At 68.1% G+C, this 15,428-nt stretch carries 20 protein-coding genes; 19 read left to right on the top strand and 1 reads right to left on the bottom strand.

Annotation, left to right across the window (positions count from 1 at the left end):
- The 10 genes from C8D93_RS15345 (at window position 1) to C8D93_RS15390 (ending at window position 7,007) form a co-directional block, all read left to right on the top strand.
- On the top strand, window positions 1–903 hold the full coding sequence (locus C8D93_RS15345; protein ID WP_110266095.1) for an XdhC family protein: 903 nt from the start codon (window positions 1–3) through the stop codon (window positions 901–903).
- Complete coding sequence (locus C8D93_RS15350; protein WP_110266096.1) at window positions 900–1,544, top strand: nucleotidyltransferase family protein; 645 nt, start codon at window positions 900–902, stop codon at window positions 1,542–1,544. The genes C8D93_RS15345 and C8D93_RS15350 overlap by 4 nt, the downstream gene beginning before the upstream one ends.
- The gene (locus C8D93_RS15355; RefSeq protein WP_110266097.1) at window positions 1,544–2,368 is read left to right on the top strand and encodes an XdhC family protein; all 825 of its coding nucleotides are present in this window, start codon (window positions 1,544–1,546) and stop codon (window positions 2,366–2,368) included. The genes C8D93_RS15350 and C8D93_RS15355 overlap by 1 nt, the downstream gene beginning before the upstream one ends.
- Window positions 2,365–3,618, top strand: coding sequence for an aminotransferase class V-fold PLP-dependent enzyme (locus tag C8D93_RS15360; protein WP_110266098.1), 1,254 nt, complete (start codon window positions 2,365–2,367; stop codon window positions 3,616–3,618). Before C8D93_RS15355 ends, C8D93_RS15360 begins: the two co-directional genes overlap by 4 nt.
- Window positions 3,615–4,055 carry a Fe-S cluster assembly sulfur transfer protein SufU gene (gene sufU, locus C8D93_RS15365; RefSeq protein WP_110266099.1) on the top strand — a complete coding sequence of 147 codons (441 nt, stop codon included), beginning with the start codon at window positions 3,615–3,617 and terminating at the stop codon, window positions 4,053–4,055. The genes C8D93_RS15360 and sufU overlap by 4 nt, the downstream gene beginning before the upstream one ends.
- Entirely contained in the window at window positions 4,042–4,656 is a 615-nt protein-coding gene (locus tag C8D93_RS15370; protein WP_110266100.1) for a hypothetical protein, read from the top strand. Before sufU ends, C8D93_RS15370 begins: the two co-directional genes overlap by 14 nt.
- Window positions 4,657–4,748: 92 nt before the next feature.
- Window positions 4,749–5,342: an OmpW/AlkL family protein gene (locus tag C8D93_RS15375; RefSeq protein WP_110266101.1), complete on the top strand. Its 594-nt coding sequence runs from the start codon at window positions 4,749–4,751 to the stop codon at window positions 5,340–5,342.
- A gap of 26 nt (window positions 5,343–5,368) precedes the next feature.
- A complete protein-coding gene (locus tag C8D93_RS15380) occupies window positions 5,369–5,755 on the top strand; it encodes a cyclic pyranopterin monophosphate synthase MoaC (RefSeq protein WP_110266102.1) in 387 nt (128 codons plus the stop codon).
- 244 nt (window positions 5,756–5,999) lie between these two features.
- Window positions 6,000–6,707: a putative 2OG-Fe(II) oxygenase gene (locus C8D93_RS15385; RefSeq protein WP_211307379.1), complete on the top strand. Its 708-nt coding sequence runs from the start codon at window positions 6,000–6,002 to the stop codon at window positions 6,705–6,707.
- 93 nt (window positions 6,708–6,800) lie between these two features.
- Complete coding sequence (locus C8D93_RS15390; RefSeq protein ID WP_110266104.1) at window positions 6,801–7,007, top strand: TOBE domain-containing protein; 207 nt, start codon at window positions 6,801–6,803, stop codon at window positions 7,005–7,007.
- Between the two features lie 97 nt (window positions 7,008–7,104).
- Here the strand turns inward: C8D93_RS15390 and C8D93_RS15395 are convergent, their stop codons facing one another.
- Window positions 7,105–7,476: a winged helix-turn-helix domain-containing protein gene (locus C8D93_RS15395; protein ID WP_110266105.1), complete on the bottom strand. Its 372-nt coding sequence runs from the start codon at window positions 7,474–7,476 to the stop codon at window positions 7,105–7,107.
- Between the two features lie 65 nt (window positions 7,477–7,541).
- Here C8D93_RS15395 and C8D93_RS15400 point away from each other — a divergent pair, with 65 nt between their 5' ends.
- From C8D93_RS15400 to modC, 9 genes are all read left to right on the top strand, one after another.
- Entirely contained in the window at window positions 7,542–8,033 is a 492-nt protein-coding gene (locus tag C8D93_RS15400; RefSeq protein WP_110266106.1) for a molybdopterin-binding protein, read from the top strand.
- On the top strand, window positions 8,030–9,241 hold the full coding sequence (locus C8D93_RS15405) for a molybdopterin molybdotransferase MoeA (protein ID WP_110266107.1): 1,212 nt from the start codon (window positions 8,030–8,032) through the stop codon (window positions 9,239–9,241). The genes C8D93_RS15400 and C8D93_RS15405 overlap by 4 nt, the downstream gene beginning before the upstream one ends.
- A gap of 317 nt (window positions 9,242–9,558) precedes the next feature.
- Window positions 9,559–10,587, top strand: coding sequence for a GTP 3',8-cyclase MoaA (moaA, locus tag C8D93_RS15410; RefSeq protein ID WP_245903929.1), 1,029 nt, complete (start codon window positions 9,559–9,561; stop codon window positions 10,585–10,587).
- A 114-nt stretch (window positions 10,588–10,701) separates the two neighbouring features.
- Window positions 10,702–10,953, top strand: coding sequence for a MoaD/ThiS family protein (locus tag C8D93_RS15415; protein ID WP_110266109.1), 252 nt, complete (start codon window positions 10,702–10,704; stop codon window positions 10,951–10,953).
- A 3-nt stretch (window positions 10,954–10,956) separates the two neighbouring features.
- A complete protein-coding gene (locus C8D93_RS15420) occupies window positions 10,957–11,421 on the top strand; it encodes a molybdenum cofactor biosynthesis protein MoaE (protein ID WP_110266110.1) in 465 nt (154 codons plus the stop codon).
- Window positions 11,418–12,347, top strand: coding sequence for a bifunctional molybdenum cofactor biosynthesis protein MoaC/MoaB (moaCB, locus tag C8D93_RS15425; RefSeq protein WP_110266111.1), 930 nt, complete (start codon window positions 11,418–11,420; stop codon window positions 12,345–12,347). Before C8D93_RS15420 ends, moaCB begins: the two co-directional genes overlap by 4 nt.
- A gap of 275 nt (window positions 12,348–12,622) precedes the next feature.
- Window positions 12,623–13,432 (top strand): molybdate ABC transporter substrate-binding protein, encoded by an 810-nt coding sequence (gene modA, locus C8D93_RS15430; protein ID WP_110266112.1) that lies wholly within the window; start codon window positions 12,623–12,625, stop codon window positions 13,430–13,432.
- A gap of 10 nt (window positions 13,433–13,442) precedes the next feature.
- Complete coding sequence (modB, locus tag C8D93_RS15435; protein ID WP_110266113.1) at window positions 13,443–14,120, top strand: molybdate ABC transporter permease subunit; 678 nt, start codon at window positions 13,443–13,445, stop codon at window positions 14,118–14,120.
- The gene (modC, locus tag C8D93_RS15440) at window positions 14,117–15,199 is read left to right on the top strand and encodes a molybdenum ABC transporter ATP-binding protein (RefSeq protein WP_110266114.1); all 1,083 of its coding nucleotides are present in this window, start codon (window positions 14,117–14,119) and stop codon (window positions 15,197–15,199) included. Before modB ends, modC begins: the two co-directional genes overlap by 4 nt.
- Window positions 15,200–15,428 lie beyond the last annotated feature (229 nt).

Here is a 15,428-nt window from a genome sequence, read left to right on the forward strand (position 1 = left end):
ATGGGAAGCTTCATGCCGCCCGGAATCGATCTCGACGAGGAGGCCCGCAGGCTGCGCCTCGGCGAGCAGCCGTTCGCGCTCGCGACCGTCGTGCGCTGCGTCGCGCCGACGTCGGCGAAGCCCGGCGCCAAGGCGCTGGTGCTCGACGACGGCACGATGCATGGCTGGATCGGTGGCGGCTGCGCGCAGCCGACGGTGCGGCGCGTCGCGAAGCGCGCGATTGCCGAGGACCGGCCGTTCCTCGTGCGCATCGCACCGGACCTCGCGGTGCGCGAGGATGACGGCACGCTCGAATTCCCGATGACCTGTTCGAGCCGCGGCACGCTGGAGATTTTCGTCGAACCGGTCGTGCCGAAGCCGGCGCTGCTGGTGTTCGGCGCGTCGCCGGTCGCGCTCGCGATCCCGCCGCTCGCCGTGCAGGTCGGCTTCGCGGTGACGCTCGCGTGCCCGGGGCTGACGCCGGATGCCGCGCCGCAGGCGGTGCGCGTCGTCGACGGCTGGACGCAGGACGGTTTGCATGCGGACTTCGCCGTCGTCGCGACGCAGGGTTTCAGCGATGCCGCTGCGCTGAGGGCGGCCTTCGACCTGCAGCCGCGCCATCTCGCGCTCGTCGCCAGCGGCCGCAAGGCCGCGAAGCTGAAGGCCGGCCTGCTCGATGCCGGCGGCGATCCCGCGCGCGTCGATTCGATCGACGCACCGGCCGGCGTCGAGATCGGTGCGGTGAGCGCCGGCGAGATCGCGCTGTCCATCGTTGCCGGGCTCGTCGCCGCGCGTCGGCGCACCGCGCCTGCCGTCAGGGCTGCGAAGGCCGAAAAGGTGGTGGATGCCGGCAGCCCGGCCGCGCCGGACGCCGGCGCACATGACTGCTGCGGCGCCGCGCCAAAGCCTGGAGCCGCGCGATGAGTTCGTTCTCGGCCGTGCTGCTTGCCGCCGGAGAGTCGCGGCGCATGGGCGCGGCGAACAAGCTGCTGCTGCGGCTGGACGGCGAGCTGCTCGCCGCGCGCACGATGCGCACGCTGGCGCGCTGCGATCCCGATGATCTCGTCGTCGTGCTCGGGCACGAAGCCGGGGCGGTGCGCGCTGCGCTCGCGCCGGCCGCGGCCGAATGCGGCGCGAGGTTCGTCGAGAACCTTCACTATCGCGATGGCCAGATGACTTCCGTCAATTGCGGGGTGCGCGCGCTGCACCGAGCGGTCGACGGCATCGTCGTCTGTCCGGCGGATCTGCCGCTGCTCGAATCCGGCGACGTAACGATGCTGCTCGCGGCCTTCGCCCGGCTCGGCAGGGCCTCGATCCTCGTGCCGACCTTCGAGAGCCGGCGCGGCAACCCGATCGTGATGGCGTATCCGCACCGCGAGGCCATCGTCGCCGGCCACAACCTCGGCTGCCGGCATCTGATCGAACGCCATCCCGAGGCGGTCGCGACGCTGGCGATGCGCGACGCGCACTGCGTGACCGACCTCGACACACCGGACGACTACGCGGCGCTCGCGGCCCGGTTCGCACATGCCGGTGCGGCGCCCGCAGCGGAGAGGGCCGCCTGATGAACGAGACCATGCTCAGGCTCCTCACGGAGTTCAACGCACAGCGCAGGGCGTACGCGGTCGCGACCGTCGTCGAGACGGTCGGCTCGGTGTCGGCGAAGACCTCCGCGAAGGCCGTGATCGACGACGAGGGCCGCGTCGTCTTCGGCTGGGTCGGCGGCGGCTGCGCCGAGTCGGCGGCGTGCAGCGCCGCACTGCAGTGCATCGAAAGCGGCGAGCCGACCGTGCTCGAGATCGACCTCGACGACGAGGTACTTGGCGCGGGCATGCCCTGCGGAGGACATATGCGCGTGTTCGTCGATCCGGTGAATCCGAAGCCGCGGCTGTGGCTGCTCGGCCACGGCCGCGTCGCCGAGGTGCTGTGCGCATTCGGCGACACGATCGGGCTCGAAGTGATCGTCAACGATCCCGGCGCGACGGCGCAGCAGTACCCGGCCGCGCAGCGCATCATCACCGACGACCTCGACTACGAGCAGCTCGATCCGATCGCCGACGACTACGTCGTCATCGCGACGCAGCACAAGGGCGATCACGAATCGATGCAGCGCGTGCTGGCGTCGCAGGCCCGCTACATCGCGCTGATCGCGAGCCGCAAGCGCGCGCGGCTCGTATTGCAGTACCTGCGCGATCTCGGCGTCGGCGAGGCGGCGCTCGCACGCGTGATGGCGCCGGCCGGCCTCGACCTCGGCGCGCGCACGCCGGAGGAGATCGCACTGTCCGTCATCGCGCAGATCGTCATGACGCGGCGCGGCGGCTCGGGCAAGCTGAAAAAAACGGAGCCGGAGGCGCCGTCGGCGAAGCGCAAGGCGGCGGAGACGGCATGAGCGCGGCCGCGCAGCGGCTGGCGACCCCTGCCGTGGATGCATTCCGCGCGCAGTTCCCGTGCTTCGCGAGCGCGGCCTGGGACGGCCTGCGCTATCTCGACAGCGCCGCGACGACGCAGAAGCCGCAGTCCGTGATCGATGCGGTGCGGCACGCGATGGAAACGTTCACGGCGCCGGTCCACCGCGGCCTCTATCCACTCGCCGAGCAGGTCAGCGAAGCCTACGAGGCCGCGCGCGCGACGATGGCGCATTTCGTCGGCGCCGCGCATGACGACGAAGCGGTGTTCGTGCCGTCGGCGACCGCCGGCATCAACCTCGTCGCCGAAGGCTGGCTGCGTCCGCGCCTGCGCGCCGGCGACGAGATCTGCGTGACGCGCATGGAGCATCACGCCAACCTGCTGCCCTGGCAGCGCGTCGCGCAGGCCTGCGGCGCACGGCTGCGCGTCGTCGGCTTCGACGGCGAAGGGCGTCTCGATCTCGACGCGGCGCGCCGCTACATCCATGCGAGGACGCGCCTCGTCGCCGTCGTCCACGTCTCCAACGTGCTGGGCACGATCAATCCCGTCGCTGAAATCGGCGCGCTCGCGCATGCGGCCGGCGCCGCGCTGCTGGTCGACGCCACGCAGTCGGCCGCGCACCTGCCGCTCGACGTGCAGGCGATGGGCGCCGACTTCCTCGCGCTGTCGGCGCACAAGATGTACGGGCCGGCCGGCATCGGCCTGCTGTGGGGCCGCCGCGACCGGCTCGCGGAGATGGAACCGCTGCTCGTCGGCGGCGGCATGGTCGAGGAAGCCGGCTTTGCCGCGGCGTCGCGCTGGCGTGCGCCGCCGCAGCGCTTCGAGGCCGGTTCGCCGGACCTGCCGGGCGTGCTCGGCATGGCCGCGGCGGCCGGGTTCGTGACGCACTGGCGGCGCACGGACCCGGCGCGCATGGACGGCACGCCGCTGCGCCGCCATCTGCTCGACGGTCTTCGCGCCGTGCGCGGCCTGCGGCTGCACGGGCCGTCGGGCGCCGACGGCCGGCTCGGCATCTTCTCGTTCCAGCTCGACGGACTGCATCCGCACGACGTCGCCGCCGCCTGCGGCGACCGCGGCGTCTGCCTGCGTGCTGGCCATCACTGCTGCCAGCCGCTGCACGACTGGCTCGGCGAGCCCGGCAGCGTGCGCGCGAGCCTGGCCGCGTACAGCACGCGCGAGGACGTGGACGCGCTGGTCGATGCGCTCGAATACGCGCGCGGAGCGCTGCGATGAGCGCGCAGCCGTTCCTGCGGCCGGCACCGGCGGCGGACCCGCGCCACGCCGCGCTGCTGGAACACGCGCGGCATCCGCGCAACCGCCGCGATCTCGACGCGGCGACGCATCACGGTTCCGGCAGCAACGCGCTCTGCGGCGACTCAGTGTCGGTGTCGCTCGTGGTCGACGGCGACGTGCTGCGCGAGATCGCGTTCAAGGAGCGCAGTTGCAATGTCTGCAAGGCGTCGGCGTCGATGATGACGGAACTCGTCCATGGCCGACCGCTTGCCGAGGTGCGTGCGCTGTGCGCCGACTTCCGGCGCTGGGTCGCCGAGGGCGACGCGGCATGGACGCCGCCGGACGCGCTCGCGCCGCTGGCGCTGCTGCGCGAGCGTTCCGCGCGCCACCGCTGCCTCACACTGGCCTGGGAGGCGCTCGCCGATGCGCTCGGCTGACGCCATCGCGCCGCCGGCCTGGCCGCAGGCGCTCGTGCCGTGGGCGATGGTCGCGGCCTGCGCGGTCGTGGCTGCCGGCCTGCTCGGACTGCGCGGTGCGGCGGCGTGGACGGGGCTGGCGCTGACCTGCATCGCGCTCGGCGCTCCGCTGGTGCAGGGCGCGGCCGCGCCGGGCAGCGATCCGCGCCTGCAGACCGCGTGCCGGATGCTGCTCAGCGGCGCGCTCGGCATGCTCATCGGCCTCAGCTTCGATCATCCGTCCGGCCTGGTGCCGCTGCTGAGCCTGTGCCGCTCCGGATCGCCCGGCTGGCTCGACGGCGCCTGGAGTTCCCTCGCGCAGATGCCCTATGCCTGCGTGGCGATGATCGCAGCATGCCAGTGCGGTGAGTGGATGCACGTGCGGCGTGCGCGCTGCCGCCGCAGGGACCGGCTCGCGGCGCATGTCGCGATGCTCGCCGGCATGGCGCTGGCGCATGCGCCGGCCGCACAGCTCGGCGGCGGCCTGCCGGGACCGTGGCCTGCCGCCGTGTTCCTGATCTGGATGGTGGCCGGCATGGCCGCTGGCCTGTTGCTCGTGTCCTGGACCTTCCGGGAGGCGTAGACGGCATCCCCAAATTTCGCGGTGAAACCCCCGAGGGCGTATGCAGGGCGCAGTCCGCGACCCGGTCGTCCCGGCAATAAGGAGGAGAGTAAATGTCATTCGTTCGTCTTGCGGTTCCGGCCGCGCTGCTCTGCGGCTTCCTCGGCACGGCGGCCGCCGCCGATTCCTCGCTGCTCGTGCGTGTGCGTGCGGTACACATCGCGCCCGATGTCAGCACCAGTCCCGACATCGACGCGGACGTCTCCAACAAGACCATCCCGGAAGTGGACATCAGCTACTTCTTCATGCCGAACCTGGCCGTCGAGCTGATCCTGACCTATCCGCAGAAGCACGACGTGACCGTAGGCGGCGACAGGATCGGATCGGTGAAGCACCTGCCGCCGACACTGACGCTGCAGTACCACCTGCCGCTGGCCAACGGCTTCAAGCCCTATGCCGGCGTCGGCTTCAACTACACGCGCTTCATGGACGCCGACCTCGCGGACGGCAGTCTCGATGTCGACAAGAGCAGCTTCGGCTTCGCCTACCAGCTCGGTCTCGATTTCGCGATCAGCAAGAACATGACGCTGAACCTCGACGTCAAGAAGGTCAGGATGTCCACCGACGTGAAGGCGGGCGGCGCCACGGTCACCGACCTGTCGATCGATCCGCTGCTGCTGGGCGTCGGCGTAGGCTGGTACTTCTGAGCCTCCCGTCGCCGTGGTGAGCGCGCATGCGTGACGTCGCACCGGAACCGCCCGCGCCGTGCAAGGCGCGGGCGGTCGGCTTCATCCGGCTGCCTCCGGCAGCCATCGTTCGCGTCCGCGAGGGCGGGGTGCTGGAAGTGGCGCGCCACGCCGCCCTCGCGGCGGTCGCGCGCACGTCCGAACTGCTGCCGTACTGCGACACCGCCGCCGTGCTCAGTGCCGACCTGCACACAAACATCTTTGACGAGGGCGTCGATCTGGTTGCGGATGTCGAAGGCCCATCCGGGGCGGGCGTCGACGCGAAGGCGCTGACCGCCGTCGCGGTTGCCGCGCTGTCTCTCCACGACCTGCTCAAGACGCATGCGACCTCCGGGCCGCCGATACGGATCGGTGGCATCCGTCTCAGCGGATGAGTCTGGCAGGCACGGTCGAGAGCAGCGGAATGGCCCGAACAGCTTGTTCGCGAAAGAACAATGCCCACTTCGGGCATCGTCATTCGTTGAGCGGTGGCAGGCGCAGGCCACTCGAGGCGTGTGCCTTTCAAGCGGGGCAGTCGGAGGGCATCGCGTTGACGTCGCCTCTTTCCCGGACGATAGGGCGGCAAGGCGATTTCAGCGCGAGATTTGGTAACCGTCAGAAGGCCTTACTGGAGGTGGAATGAGTGACATGGAACTCGGGCCAGGCTTCCACGGCCTGTGGCCCACGCCGCTGGGCGTCTACCGGCTGGCTGGCATATCGGAATTCAATGATTCGCTCGCCCGGGAGCTTGAGGCCATTCGCGCGGAGCAGTTGGAGCAGCGGCGGCAGGCCCCCGGAAGTTTCTTCGCAAGCGACGATGATCTCCTGCAGCGTACCAAGCTCAAGGGATGGGAACCGTTCGTCCGGTTCGTCGTCGAACGCATTCGTGACACTGCGGAGCAGGCCAACACCGGCTTCTGGCCGGCGCAAGGGCTTCGTCTGGAAGTCGCCATCAAGGGCATGTGGTTCCAATGCAGCAACGGCGGTGCCTTCCACGACGTGCATACGCATGGCAATTGCTCCTGGTCCGGCGTCTATGTGGTCCAGGTCGACAATCCCCAGGAGCGCATCCGTCACCCGGTCTACGGGCCGGCCAATGGCGTCACGCGGTTCTACGGTCCTCCATTCGGCGTGCTGGGCGGCGCGTTTGTCGATGTGGCGAACGCCTACTTGCAACCGCCGCATCGCGACGTTGAACCGGTGCCGGGGCAGCTCACCATCTTTCCTTCCTGGCTGGCGCATCAGGCGCTGCCTTACGCCGGGACGCTCGATCGCATCATCATTTCATTCAATGCGAGCCTGCATGCCGCAGGCGGCGATCGTCTGCATGAATACAGTGCCCACTGAGCAGGTCCCGATGCGAGCCGGTCGCCATCGTCAAGCACCGCATCGGCATGATCAGTGATCCATGATCCATTGTCACAAAACCAGGAGGCTTTCATGAAACTCAGTGCCCGCAACGCCCTCAAGGGCAAGATCGAGAAGATCACCAAGGGAGCCGTGACCACGACCATTCGCATCGACGTGGGCCACGGCATCCACATCACATCGTCGATTACCAATGAGGCCGCCGATGACCTGGCGTTGGGCGTCGGCGACGACGTCACCGCGATCATCAAGGCATCGGATGTCATCGTCGGCAAGTAGCCCACGCCCGGCAGATGATGAGCATGGGCGTCCGGATACTTCGAGTAGCCACGCAAGGAAATGCGCGTTGCGCGAGGCGGTGGCCGGGCAGCCCGCTCTATTCGCCCTGGAGCAGAGCCTGAACGCGGGTGTTGAGACGCGCTACCTGGCGGGCGTGTTCGGCTTCCAGCCGCCGGTACGCCTTCACAAGTGCCAGACCGTCGGCGCTGAGGATCGCGCCCCCACCGCCACGACCGCCGGTGAGTCGCGTCACCAGAGTGACGCCGACGCGGCGGTTCATCAGCTCCACCGCGCCCCAAGCGGAGCGATAGCTCATGCCCATGCAGATCGCTGCCTGGCGGATCGAGCCGGTTTCGGCGATGCGCTCCAGCAGTTCGATGCGGCCGCGCCCGCCAAGGCTTTCCTCGCCTGCCATCAACCAGAAACTGGATTGCACCGTGATCGGTGCTCGCGCGAGTGGTTTGGGCATGGCCGGAGGTTCGCTCGGATGAAACGTTATGTCGACTTATGTATGTATAACGTAAAGACTCTTTAATGATTGATCAGAATACCTGTTTGCTCACTGCCACCACACCTGCCGAGATCCCCACGCCAGGTTCGTACGACGCGCGCGGCATGCTGAGTGATCAACACGGGCGAGTGAAGCGCAAGCTGCGGCTGTCCCGGCTGGCGGTGGCACACGACATCACTCACATCCGCCTTACCGGCGGCGAGCCGCAGGGCACCGATTGCGTGCTCACCGTCGGCGGCACGGGACCGCGTGATTGCGCGGTCGATATGGTCGAGCGGTTGATCACCACGCCGCTGCCCGGCTTCATGGAAACTGCCTGCGCGTTCGGTCAGGCGCGCACGCCCTACGCCATGCTGCCGCGCGGCGCCGCCGGTCTTTCGAGCGGCAGTTTCATCGCTACCTTCCCGGGTTCGCGCAGGGGCGCCGAGGAAACGCTCGCCGCCGTGCTCCCCGGGCTGGTCCACCTGCTGGACGTCTGCCGCACGTCCCGGCCGCATGAGGGAGGCTACACATGAGCATGCTTACGATCGAAGACGCTTGGGCACGGCTGGACGCCGCCTGCGCGCCGCTGCCGGCGGCCAGCCTGCCGCTGGTTTCGGCGCTGGGCCGTGTCACCGCGGTGCCGGTGCATGCCGCCTGCGATCTGCCGCCTTTCGACCAGAGTGGCGTCGACGGATACGCCCTGAGCGTCGCCGGCATCCGGGACTGGCCCGCGCGCCTTCCACTGGGTGGAACGATCGCGGCCGGCACCCTTGCGGCCGTGCCGGCACTCGACGCCGGAACCGCCGCCCGCATCTACACCGGCGGCATGATTCCGCAGGGAGCGGATGCGGTCGTCGCACAGGAATGGGTCGAGCGCGAGGGAGAGTCCCTGGTGGTTGCGCGGCCGGTGCCGGTGGGGCAGGACATCCGCCGCCGTGGCGAGGAACTGTGTGCCGGTACGCTGATGATCGGGCGCGGCGAGCGTCTCAACGCCGGTCGCATCGCCATGCTCGCAGCCGCCGGCATCGACCGGGTACGCGTGCATGCGGCTCCACGCGTCCGCGTGCTGGTTTGCGGCGACGAAATCGTGCCCGCCGGGCGGACGCTTCGCCTGGGCGAGGTCTACGATGCCAACGGGCCGCTGATCGCGTCCTGGCTGCGGCGCAACGGCTATCCGGACCCCGAGATCGAAGCGGTGCCGGACCGTGAAGCGGTGGTCAGCGAAGCGCTGCGCCGGGCGTTCGATTCGGCCGACCTGGTGCTCAGCGCTGGCGGTGTATCGGTGGGCGATCGGGACCTGATCGTGCCGGAAGCCGAGCGGCTTGGCGCCGAGCGCCTGTTCTGGCGCGTGGCGCAGAAGCCGGGAAAACCGGTGTACGCGGCGCGGCATGGGCGGGCTCTGTTGATCGGCCTGCCCGGGAATCCGGGTTCGGTTCTGGTCAATCTGGCGGTCTTCGTCGCCCGTGTCCTCGGCTGCCTGGAAGCGGAGGCCGATCACGCCGCCGCATTGCAGGTCGGCTTCCTGCTGGCCGCAGCGGCAGGTGATCCCCAGCGCGATACCTGGCTGCGGGTGCGCAGGCGCATCGGCGAGGATGGCAGCCTCGGCCTTGAGCCGCTGCCGCGCCAGAATTCGCACATGATCTCCAATCTGTCCGTCGCGGACGCACTGGCCTGGTTGCCTCGTTCCGCGGAGCAATTCCCCGTCGGAACGCGCGTGCGCTGCTTGAGCTTGCGTCTCTGAATCCATCGTGTCTTCGCAATGGATTCAGAGATGCCGAAATGGCGGAATTGATTTTCATCCGTCGAGAATCTTCATCGTGTTGGTGCCCCCGGCGGCTCGCTGCCTGGCGGATCGAGCCGGCTTCGGCGATGCGCTCCAGCAGTTCGATGCGGCCGCGCCCGCCAAGGCTTTCCTCGCCTGCCATCAGCGAGAAACTGGATTGCACCGTGATCGGTGCGCGTGGGTGGTTTGGGCACGACTGGAGGCTCGCTCGGATGACGCGTTATGTCGACTGATGTATAACGTAGAGACTCTTTGTGATTGATCGGAATACCTGTTTGCTCACTGCCACCGCACCTGCCGAGATCCCCACGCCACGTTCTTACGACGCGCGCGGCATGCTGAGTGATCAACACGGGCGGGTGAAGCGCAAGCTGCGGCTGTCTCTTACCGACCGCTGCAACTTCCGGTGCAGCTACTGCATGCCGACGCATCCGGTGTGGTTGCCGAAGGCGACGCTGCTCACGCGGGCGGAACTGCTGCGGCTGTCCCGGCTGGCGGTGGCACACGGCATCACTAACATCCGCCTTACCGGCGGCGAGCCGCTGCTGCGGGCGGACGTGCTAGACATCGTCCACGACTTGCAAAGCCTGCGCGACGAGGGGCTGGAACGCCTGTCGATGACCAGCAACGCCGAGCGTCTGGGCATGTTCGCACGACCGCTGCGCGACGCTGGCTTGGATGATCTCAACATCAGTCTCGACGCCGTTGATGCCGATGTCTTCAAGGCGCTGACCGGGCGTGGCATCGCGCCGGTGATGGCGGGCATCGACGCCGCCCGTGCAGCGGGGCTGCCGGTCAAGCTCAACACCGTGCTGATTCGCGGTCGCAACGAACATCAGATTCTGCCGCTCACCGAATGGGCGCTGGCGCGCGGTCTGGCGCTGCGTTTCATCGAATACATGCCATTGGACCAGCCGGGTCGCTGGCAGCGTGAAGACGTGGTGACGGAAGCGGACATCCTCGCCACGCTGCGCACCCGCCATACGGTTGAGGCCCTGCCGCGCGGCAGTGAGCCGGCGACCCGCTACCGTATCGACGGGCAGGATCGCGTGGGTGTCATCGCCACCGTCAGCAACCCGTTCTGCGGCACCTGTGACCGCATTCGCCTCACCGCGACCGGCGAACTGTTCACCTGCCTGTTCGCCAAGACCGGCACGCCGCTGGGCGCAAGGATGCGCGCCGGGGATGACGATGCCGCGCTCACCGAGATCCTGCGCAATGCCGTGTGGCACAAGCAGGCCGGCTATGCCGCGCAGCCGGGGCCGGTGGAGCGGCCCGTGCTCATGTACGGAATAGGTGGGTGAGCCATGCCTGCTTGCAGGCATGGCGAACGCACGGCCATGGAGGGCCGGTTGATCGAGAGACGATGCCGTGCCGGGGATGGCAACAGCAGACGAATTCAGGAGTCGTAGAGCAGCATGAAGATCACCTTTGCCTTTTACGGCGGCCTGACCCGCCGCTGTCAGGAAGACCCGCTCACTCTCAATCTGCCCGATGACGCCGCCACGCTGGGCGATGCCATCGCGGTGCTGGGCGAGCGTTTTCCCGATGCTGCCGAAGCGCTGGGGCGCGCCGCCTGCGCGGTGGGCGACCAGATCATGTCGCGGCGGAACTCGGCACTGGAAGACGGCATGACGGTGGCTTTGCTGCCGCCCGTGGCCGGGGGGTGAGCCGTGTCGCTTTCGGAATCACCACTGGCACTGGAATCCCTCCTTGCCGAAGGCCCGTTCCCCGACTGTGGCGGCCTCGCCATCTTCGGCGGCACGGTGCGCAACCACCATGAGGGCCGTAGTGTGCTGCGCCTGCGCTATTCCGCCTACGCGCCGCTGGCCGAACGGCTGATGCGCGAGATTGAGGTCGAGACGCGAGCCAGGTTCGGCCTGCCGTACTGCCGCGTCGTACACCGCGTCGGGATGCTGGAGATCGGCGACGTCGCCATCTACTGCGTGACCCGCGCTGCGCACCGCGCCGAAGCCTTCGACGGCTGCCGCTACGTGGTCGATGCCGTCAAGCATCGTGTGCCGATCTGGAAAGAGGAGTTCTACGCCGACGGCAGCAGCGCCTTCGTGGACGGTTGCTGCATCAATCCGGAACTCGGCGAGCCGCATCTTCATGCCCACCACCACTCCCACGCATGAAAGACGTCGGCGGCAAACCCGAAACCCGGCGCAGCGCGCGCGCTTCCTGTGTGCTGCACGCGCCCGCGGATTGCATTGAGCGGCTGCGCAATGGCGATACCGAGAAAGGCGATGCGCTGAAAACCGCGCGCGTCGCCGGCATCCTCGCCGCCAAGCGCACCGATGAACTGATTCCTCTGTGCCATCCGCTGCCCATTTATCGCGCGGACATCGATTACGAACTGGCCGGAATCTCGGTGAAGATCATCGCCACCGTCGAGACCATCGGTCCCACAGGTGTAGAGATGGAGGCGCTCACCGCCGCCAGCCTCGCGGCGCTGACGCTCTACGACATGCTCAAACCGCATTGCCGGCCCGCCGAACTGCGCATTACCGATACGCACCTCGAGGACAAGCGCGGCGGCAAGTCGCAGTTTGGCCGCAAACTTCGGGTTGCCGCGGATGCCAGGGTGATCGTGCTGTCCGACACCGTGGCCGCGGGTCGCAAACCGGACACTGCCGGACGCGCGGTCGAACAGGCACTCGCGGCTGCCGGTTTCGCGCCGGTGGGTTACGACGTTATTCCCGATGAGCCGGCGCAACTCAGGGCGCAGGTTGATGCGGCACTCGCGTCGGATGTTGCGCTGATCATCACCGTCGGTGGCACTGGCGTCAGCCCGCGCGACCAGACGACGGAAACCGTCGCGCCCTATCTCAGCCAAGCCCTGCCTGGCCTGATGGAAGCCGCGCGTGCCTTCGGCCAGCGGCGCACACCCTATGCGGCGCTGTCGCGCGGCGTCGCGGGCTATGCCGGGAAAAGCCTGATCGTCACCTTTCCCGGCTCGCGTGGCGGCGCGACTGAAACGCTGGCGGCCATCCTACCCAGCCTTGTGCACCTGATCGAAGTCTGCCGACCCGGCAAGCCGCACGCGGGGGGCTATAGCTGAGTCATCCCGTCCGAATTGATTTGCGCTCATGTCGTTATGTAACATGTTACATAACGATACTGGCAACAACGCCATCACCTTGTAAGGATGCAGTCCTCCTGCCGAGAGTGCTTGGATGACATACCAGTATTGCTACGCCGTTACCTATTCTGCGGTTCCTGCCGCTGGCGGACGCGACGACACCGGCATTCGGTTCCGGCCGCATCGAGTTCATCGGCCGGGTCCCTCCCGCTCCCTCGACCTGACACTGCCATCCTCCGGCAAGGAGTAGCGACATGTTCCAAAAACTTGGCTTTCGTCCTGCGGCGTTCATCCTGCTTCTGCTGCTGGCAGGCACTACCCAAGCGCAGGAGCGGCTGCTCATCGCCACCGCCGCCAACCTCAAGCCGGCGATGGATGTGCTGGTCACGGAGTTCCGCGCCCAGCATCCTGATGCCGGTGTCGAGCCGGTCTACGGTGCCTCCGGTGCCCTGCAAACCCAGATTCGCCAGGGTGCGCCCTTCGACCTGTTCTTCTCTGCTGACACCGATTTCCCGCGTCAGTTGGCCGAGGACGGGCACGCCGGGTCGACGCCCAAGATCTACGCGCGCGGCCGCATCGTGCTGTGGAGCGCCACCGTCGACGCCAGCGCGCTCAGCGTGCAGGACCTCGCCCGGCCCGAGTTCCAGCGCATCGCCATCGCCAATCCGCGCCATGCGCCCTATGGCATGCGTGCCGAGGAGGCGCTGCGTGCATCGGGCATCTGGGATGCCATCGAAGACCGCATGGTCTACGGCGAGAGCATCGCCCAGACCGCGCAGTTCGTCGAATCGGGCAGCGCGCAGATCGGCATCATCGCACTGGCGCAGGCGCTGGTGCCGCAACTCGCCGACAAGGGTGGCTACGCGCTGATTCCGGAGACATTGCACGAGCCCCTGGACCAGGGGTTCATCGTCACCCGTCGCGCTGCGGACAACGCGCTGGCCCACCGCTTCGCAGCCTACATCGGCTCCCCGGCGGCGCATGCTGTGTTCGAACGCTACGGCTATACACTGCCGGAGGCCGAAACAGTCGAAACACTGCTGGAGGCCGAAGCAGTCGAGTAAAGGGAGGGACATGCTACCCGCCGACGATCTCGCCGCACTGTGGCTGACGCTGAAACTGGCGGCGACCGTCACCCTGCTTCTGCTGCTGATCGGTACGCCGCTAGCGTGGTGGCTGGCACGCAGCCGCTCGTGGTGGAAGCGTCCGGCGCAGGCCGTCGTGGCGCTGCCGCTGATACTGCCGCCGACGGTGCTGGGCTTCTACCTGCTGATCGCCTTCGGGCCGCAGGGGCCGCTGGGGAAGGTGACTGAAGCGATCGGTATCGGCCTGCTGCCCTTCACCTACGAGGGGCTGATCGTGGCGTCGATGATCTACTCGCTGCCCTTCGTTGTGCAGCCGTTGTGCAATGCCTTCGAATCTCTGGGCGAACGGCCGCTGGAAGTCGCCGCGACGCTGCGCGCCGGACCGCTGGACCGCTTCCTGACCGTGGTCGTGCCGCTGGCGCGGCCTGGCTTTCTGACCGGCGCCGTACTCGGCTTCGCGCACACTGTCGGCGAGTTCGGCGTAGTGCTGATGATCGGCGGCAACATTCCGGGCGAGACACGGCTGGTATCGATGCGGATCTACGACCACGTCGAAGCCTTTGACTACGCCGCTGCACACGGGCTGGCCGGTGTGCTGCTGATCTTTTCTTTCCTGGTGCTGCTGGTGCTTTACGTCTTCAATCCCCGCCTGCGAACCTTCGGATGAGCGCCGATGGCATCCGCCTGCGGATGGCGGCGCGGCGCGCGGACTTCTCGCTGGAAGTCGATCTCGACCTGCCAGGGCGGGGCATCACGGCACTGTTCGGTCCGTCCGGAGCGGGCAAGACCACCTGCCTGCGCGCGCTGGCGGGGCTGGAGCGCCATGCGGGTGCCTATGTCGCGGTCAACGGCGAGGTCTGGCAGGACGAGGCGCGCGGCCATTTCCAGCCGGTGCATCAGCGCGCGCTCGGCTACGTGTTCCAGGAGGCCAGCCTGTTCCCGCACCGCAGCGTGCGCGGCAATCTCGACTATGGCTTTCGTCGCGCCGGCCGGCCGGCGTCGGTGGATCGCGAGGCCATCGTCGCGCTGCTCGGCATCGGTGGCCTGCTCGGCCGCTATCCCGAGACACTGTCCGGCGGCGAACGCCAGCGCGTTGCCATCGCCCGCGCGTTGCTGACGGCGCCCAAGCTGCTGCTGCTCGACGAACCGCTGGCGGCGCTGGACGCCAGCCGCAAGGCGGAGATCCTGCCCTACCTGGAGCGGCTGCACGCGCGGTTGGAGATCCCGGCGATCTACGTCAGCCACACCACCGAAGAGGTGCTGCGCCTGGCCGATCACCTGGTGCTGATCGACGCCGGGCAGGTTCAGGCGCAGGGTCCGCTGGCGAGGCTGCTGGAACGGCCGGACCTGCCCGGCCAACTGGGGCGCGATCCCTGCGTGGTGTTCGGGGCGCAGGTGCTGGGCCACGACGAGGGCGATCATCTCAGCGAACTGCGCTTCGGCGATGACGGGCGGTTGTGGGTGACACGATCCTCGGCGACGGCCGGCGACGTGTTGCGCCTGCGCATCCAGGCGCGCGACCTCAGCCTTGTGCGGCAGCGGCCGGCGCAGAGCAGCATTTTGAACCTGCTGCAGGGAAGGGTTGCCGGCTGTGCGCCCTTCCAGCCGGGGCAGTGTCTGGTGGGGTTGGATGTTCACGGCCTGCGCCTGCTGGCGCAGATCACCGACCGTTCCTGGCGGCAGCTTGGCTTGGAGGTGGGGATGCCAGTCTGGGTTCAGGTGAAGGCGGTCGCGGTGCTCGACTAGGGCCTGTTGACAGTTGTCCCCTCGGCGCGGTCGAGTCGATTCCGGCCCTCAGCCGAGCGGCTTGACGCCGAACGCCTGTTCTGGCACGTGGCGCAGAAGCCGGGAAAGCCGGTGTACGCGGCGCGGCATGGGCGGGCTCTGTTGATCGGCCTGCCCGGGAATCCGGGTGCGATACCGATTGGCTGGATCGAACGTTCCGCGCGGACATCTCTGGTCAATGACGCACTGG

Source organism: Sinimarinibacterium flocculans (assembly GCF_003201205.1).
Taxonomy (GTDB): Bacteria; Pseudomonadota; Gammaproteobacteria; order Nevskiales; family Nevskiaceae; genus Solimonas; species Solimonas flocculans.

What these genes read in the sequence shown, in the direction of transcription:
- C8D93_RS15345 (WP_110266095.1), top strand. Translation starts at nt 1, where the DNA reads ATGGGAAGCTTCATGCCGCCCGGAATCGATCTCGACGAGGAGGCCCGC.
- C8D93_RS15350 (WP_110266096.1), top strand. Translation starts at nt 900, where the DNA reads ATGAGTTCGTTCTCGGCCGTGCTGCTTGCCGCCGGAGAGTCGCGGCGC.
- C8D93_RS15355 (WP_110266097.1), top strand. Translation starts at nt 1,544, where the DNA reads ATGAACGAGACCATGCTCAGGCTCCTCACGGAGTTCAACGCACAGCGC.
- C8D93_RS15360 (WP_110266098.1), top strand. Translation starts at nt 2,365, where the DNA reads ATGAGCGCGGCCGCGCAGCGGCTGGCGACCCCTGCCGTGGATGCATTC.
- sufU (WP_110266099.1), top strand. Translation starts at nt 3,615, where the DNA reads ATGAGCGCGCAGCCGTTCCTGCGGCCGGCACCGGCGGCGGACCCGCGC.
- C8D93_RS15370 (WP_110266100.1), top strand. Translation starts at nt 4,042, where the DNA reads ATGCGCTCGGCTGACGCCATCGCGCCGCCGGCCTGGCCGCAGGCGCTC.
- C8D93_RS15375 (WP_110266101.1), top strand. Translation starts at nt 4,749, where the DNA reads ATGTCATTCGTTCGTCTTGCGGTTCCGGCCGCGCTGCTCTGCGGCTTC.
- C8D93_RS15380 (WP_110266102.1), top strand. Translation starts at nt 5,369, where the DNA reads ATGCGTGACGTCGCACCGGAACCGCCCGCGCCGTGCAAGGCGCGGGCG.
- C8D93_RS15385 (WP_211307379.1), top strand. Translation starts at nt 6,000, where the DNA reads ATGAGTGACATGGAACTCGGGCCAGGCTTCCACGGCCTGTGGCCCACG.
- C8D93_RS15390 (WP_110266104.1), top strand. Translation starts at nt 6,801, where the DNA reads ATGAAACTCAGTGCCCGCAACGCCCTCAAGGGCAAGATCGAGAAGATC.
- C8D93_RS15395 (WP_110266105.1), bottom strand. Translation starts at nt 7,476, where the DNA reads ATGCCCAAACCACTCGCGCGAGCACCGATCACGGTGCAATCCAGTTTC.
- C8D93_RS15400 (WP_110266106.1), top strand. Translation starts at nt 7,542, where the DNA reads ATGATTGATCAGAATACCTGTTTGCTCACTGCCACCACACCTGCCGAG.
- C8D93_RS15405 (WP_110266107.1), top strand. Translation starts at nt 8,030, where the DNA reads ATGAGCATGCTTACGATCGAAGACGCTTGGGCACGGCTGGACGCCGCC.
- C8D93_RS15415 (WP_110266109.1), top strand. Translation starts at nt 10,702, where the DNA reads ATGAAGATCACCTTTGCCTTTTACGGCGGCCTGACCCGCCGCTGTCAG.
- moaCB (WP_110266111.1), top strand. Translation starts at nt 11,418, where the DNA reads ATGAAAGACGTCGGCGGCAAACCCGAAACCCGGCGCAGCGCGCGCGCT.
- modA (WP_110266112.1), top strand. Translation starts at nt 12,623, where the DNA reads ATGTTCCAAAAACTTGGCTTTCGTCCTGCGGCGTTCATCCTGCTTCTG.
- modB (WP_110266113.1), top strand. Translation starts at nt 13,443, where the DNA reads ATGCTACCCGCCGACGATCTCGCCGCACTGTGGCTGACGCTGAAACTG.
- modC (WP_110266114.1), top strand. Translation starts at nt 14,117, where the DNA reads ATGAGCGCCGATGGCATCCGCCTGCGGATGGCGGCGCGGCGCGCGGAC.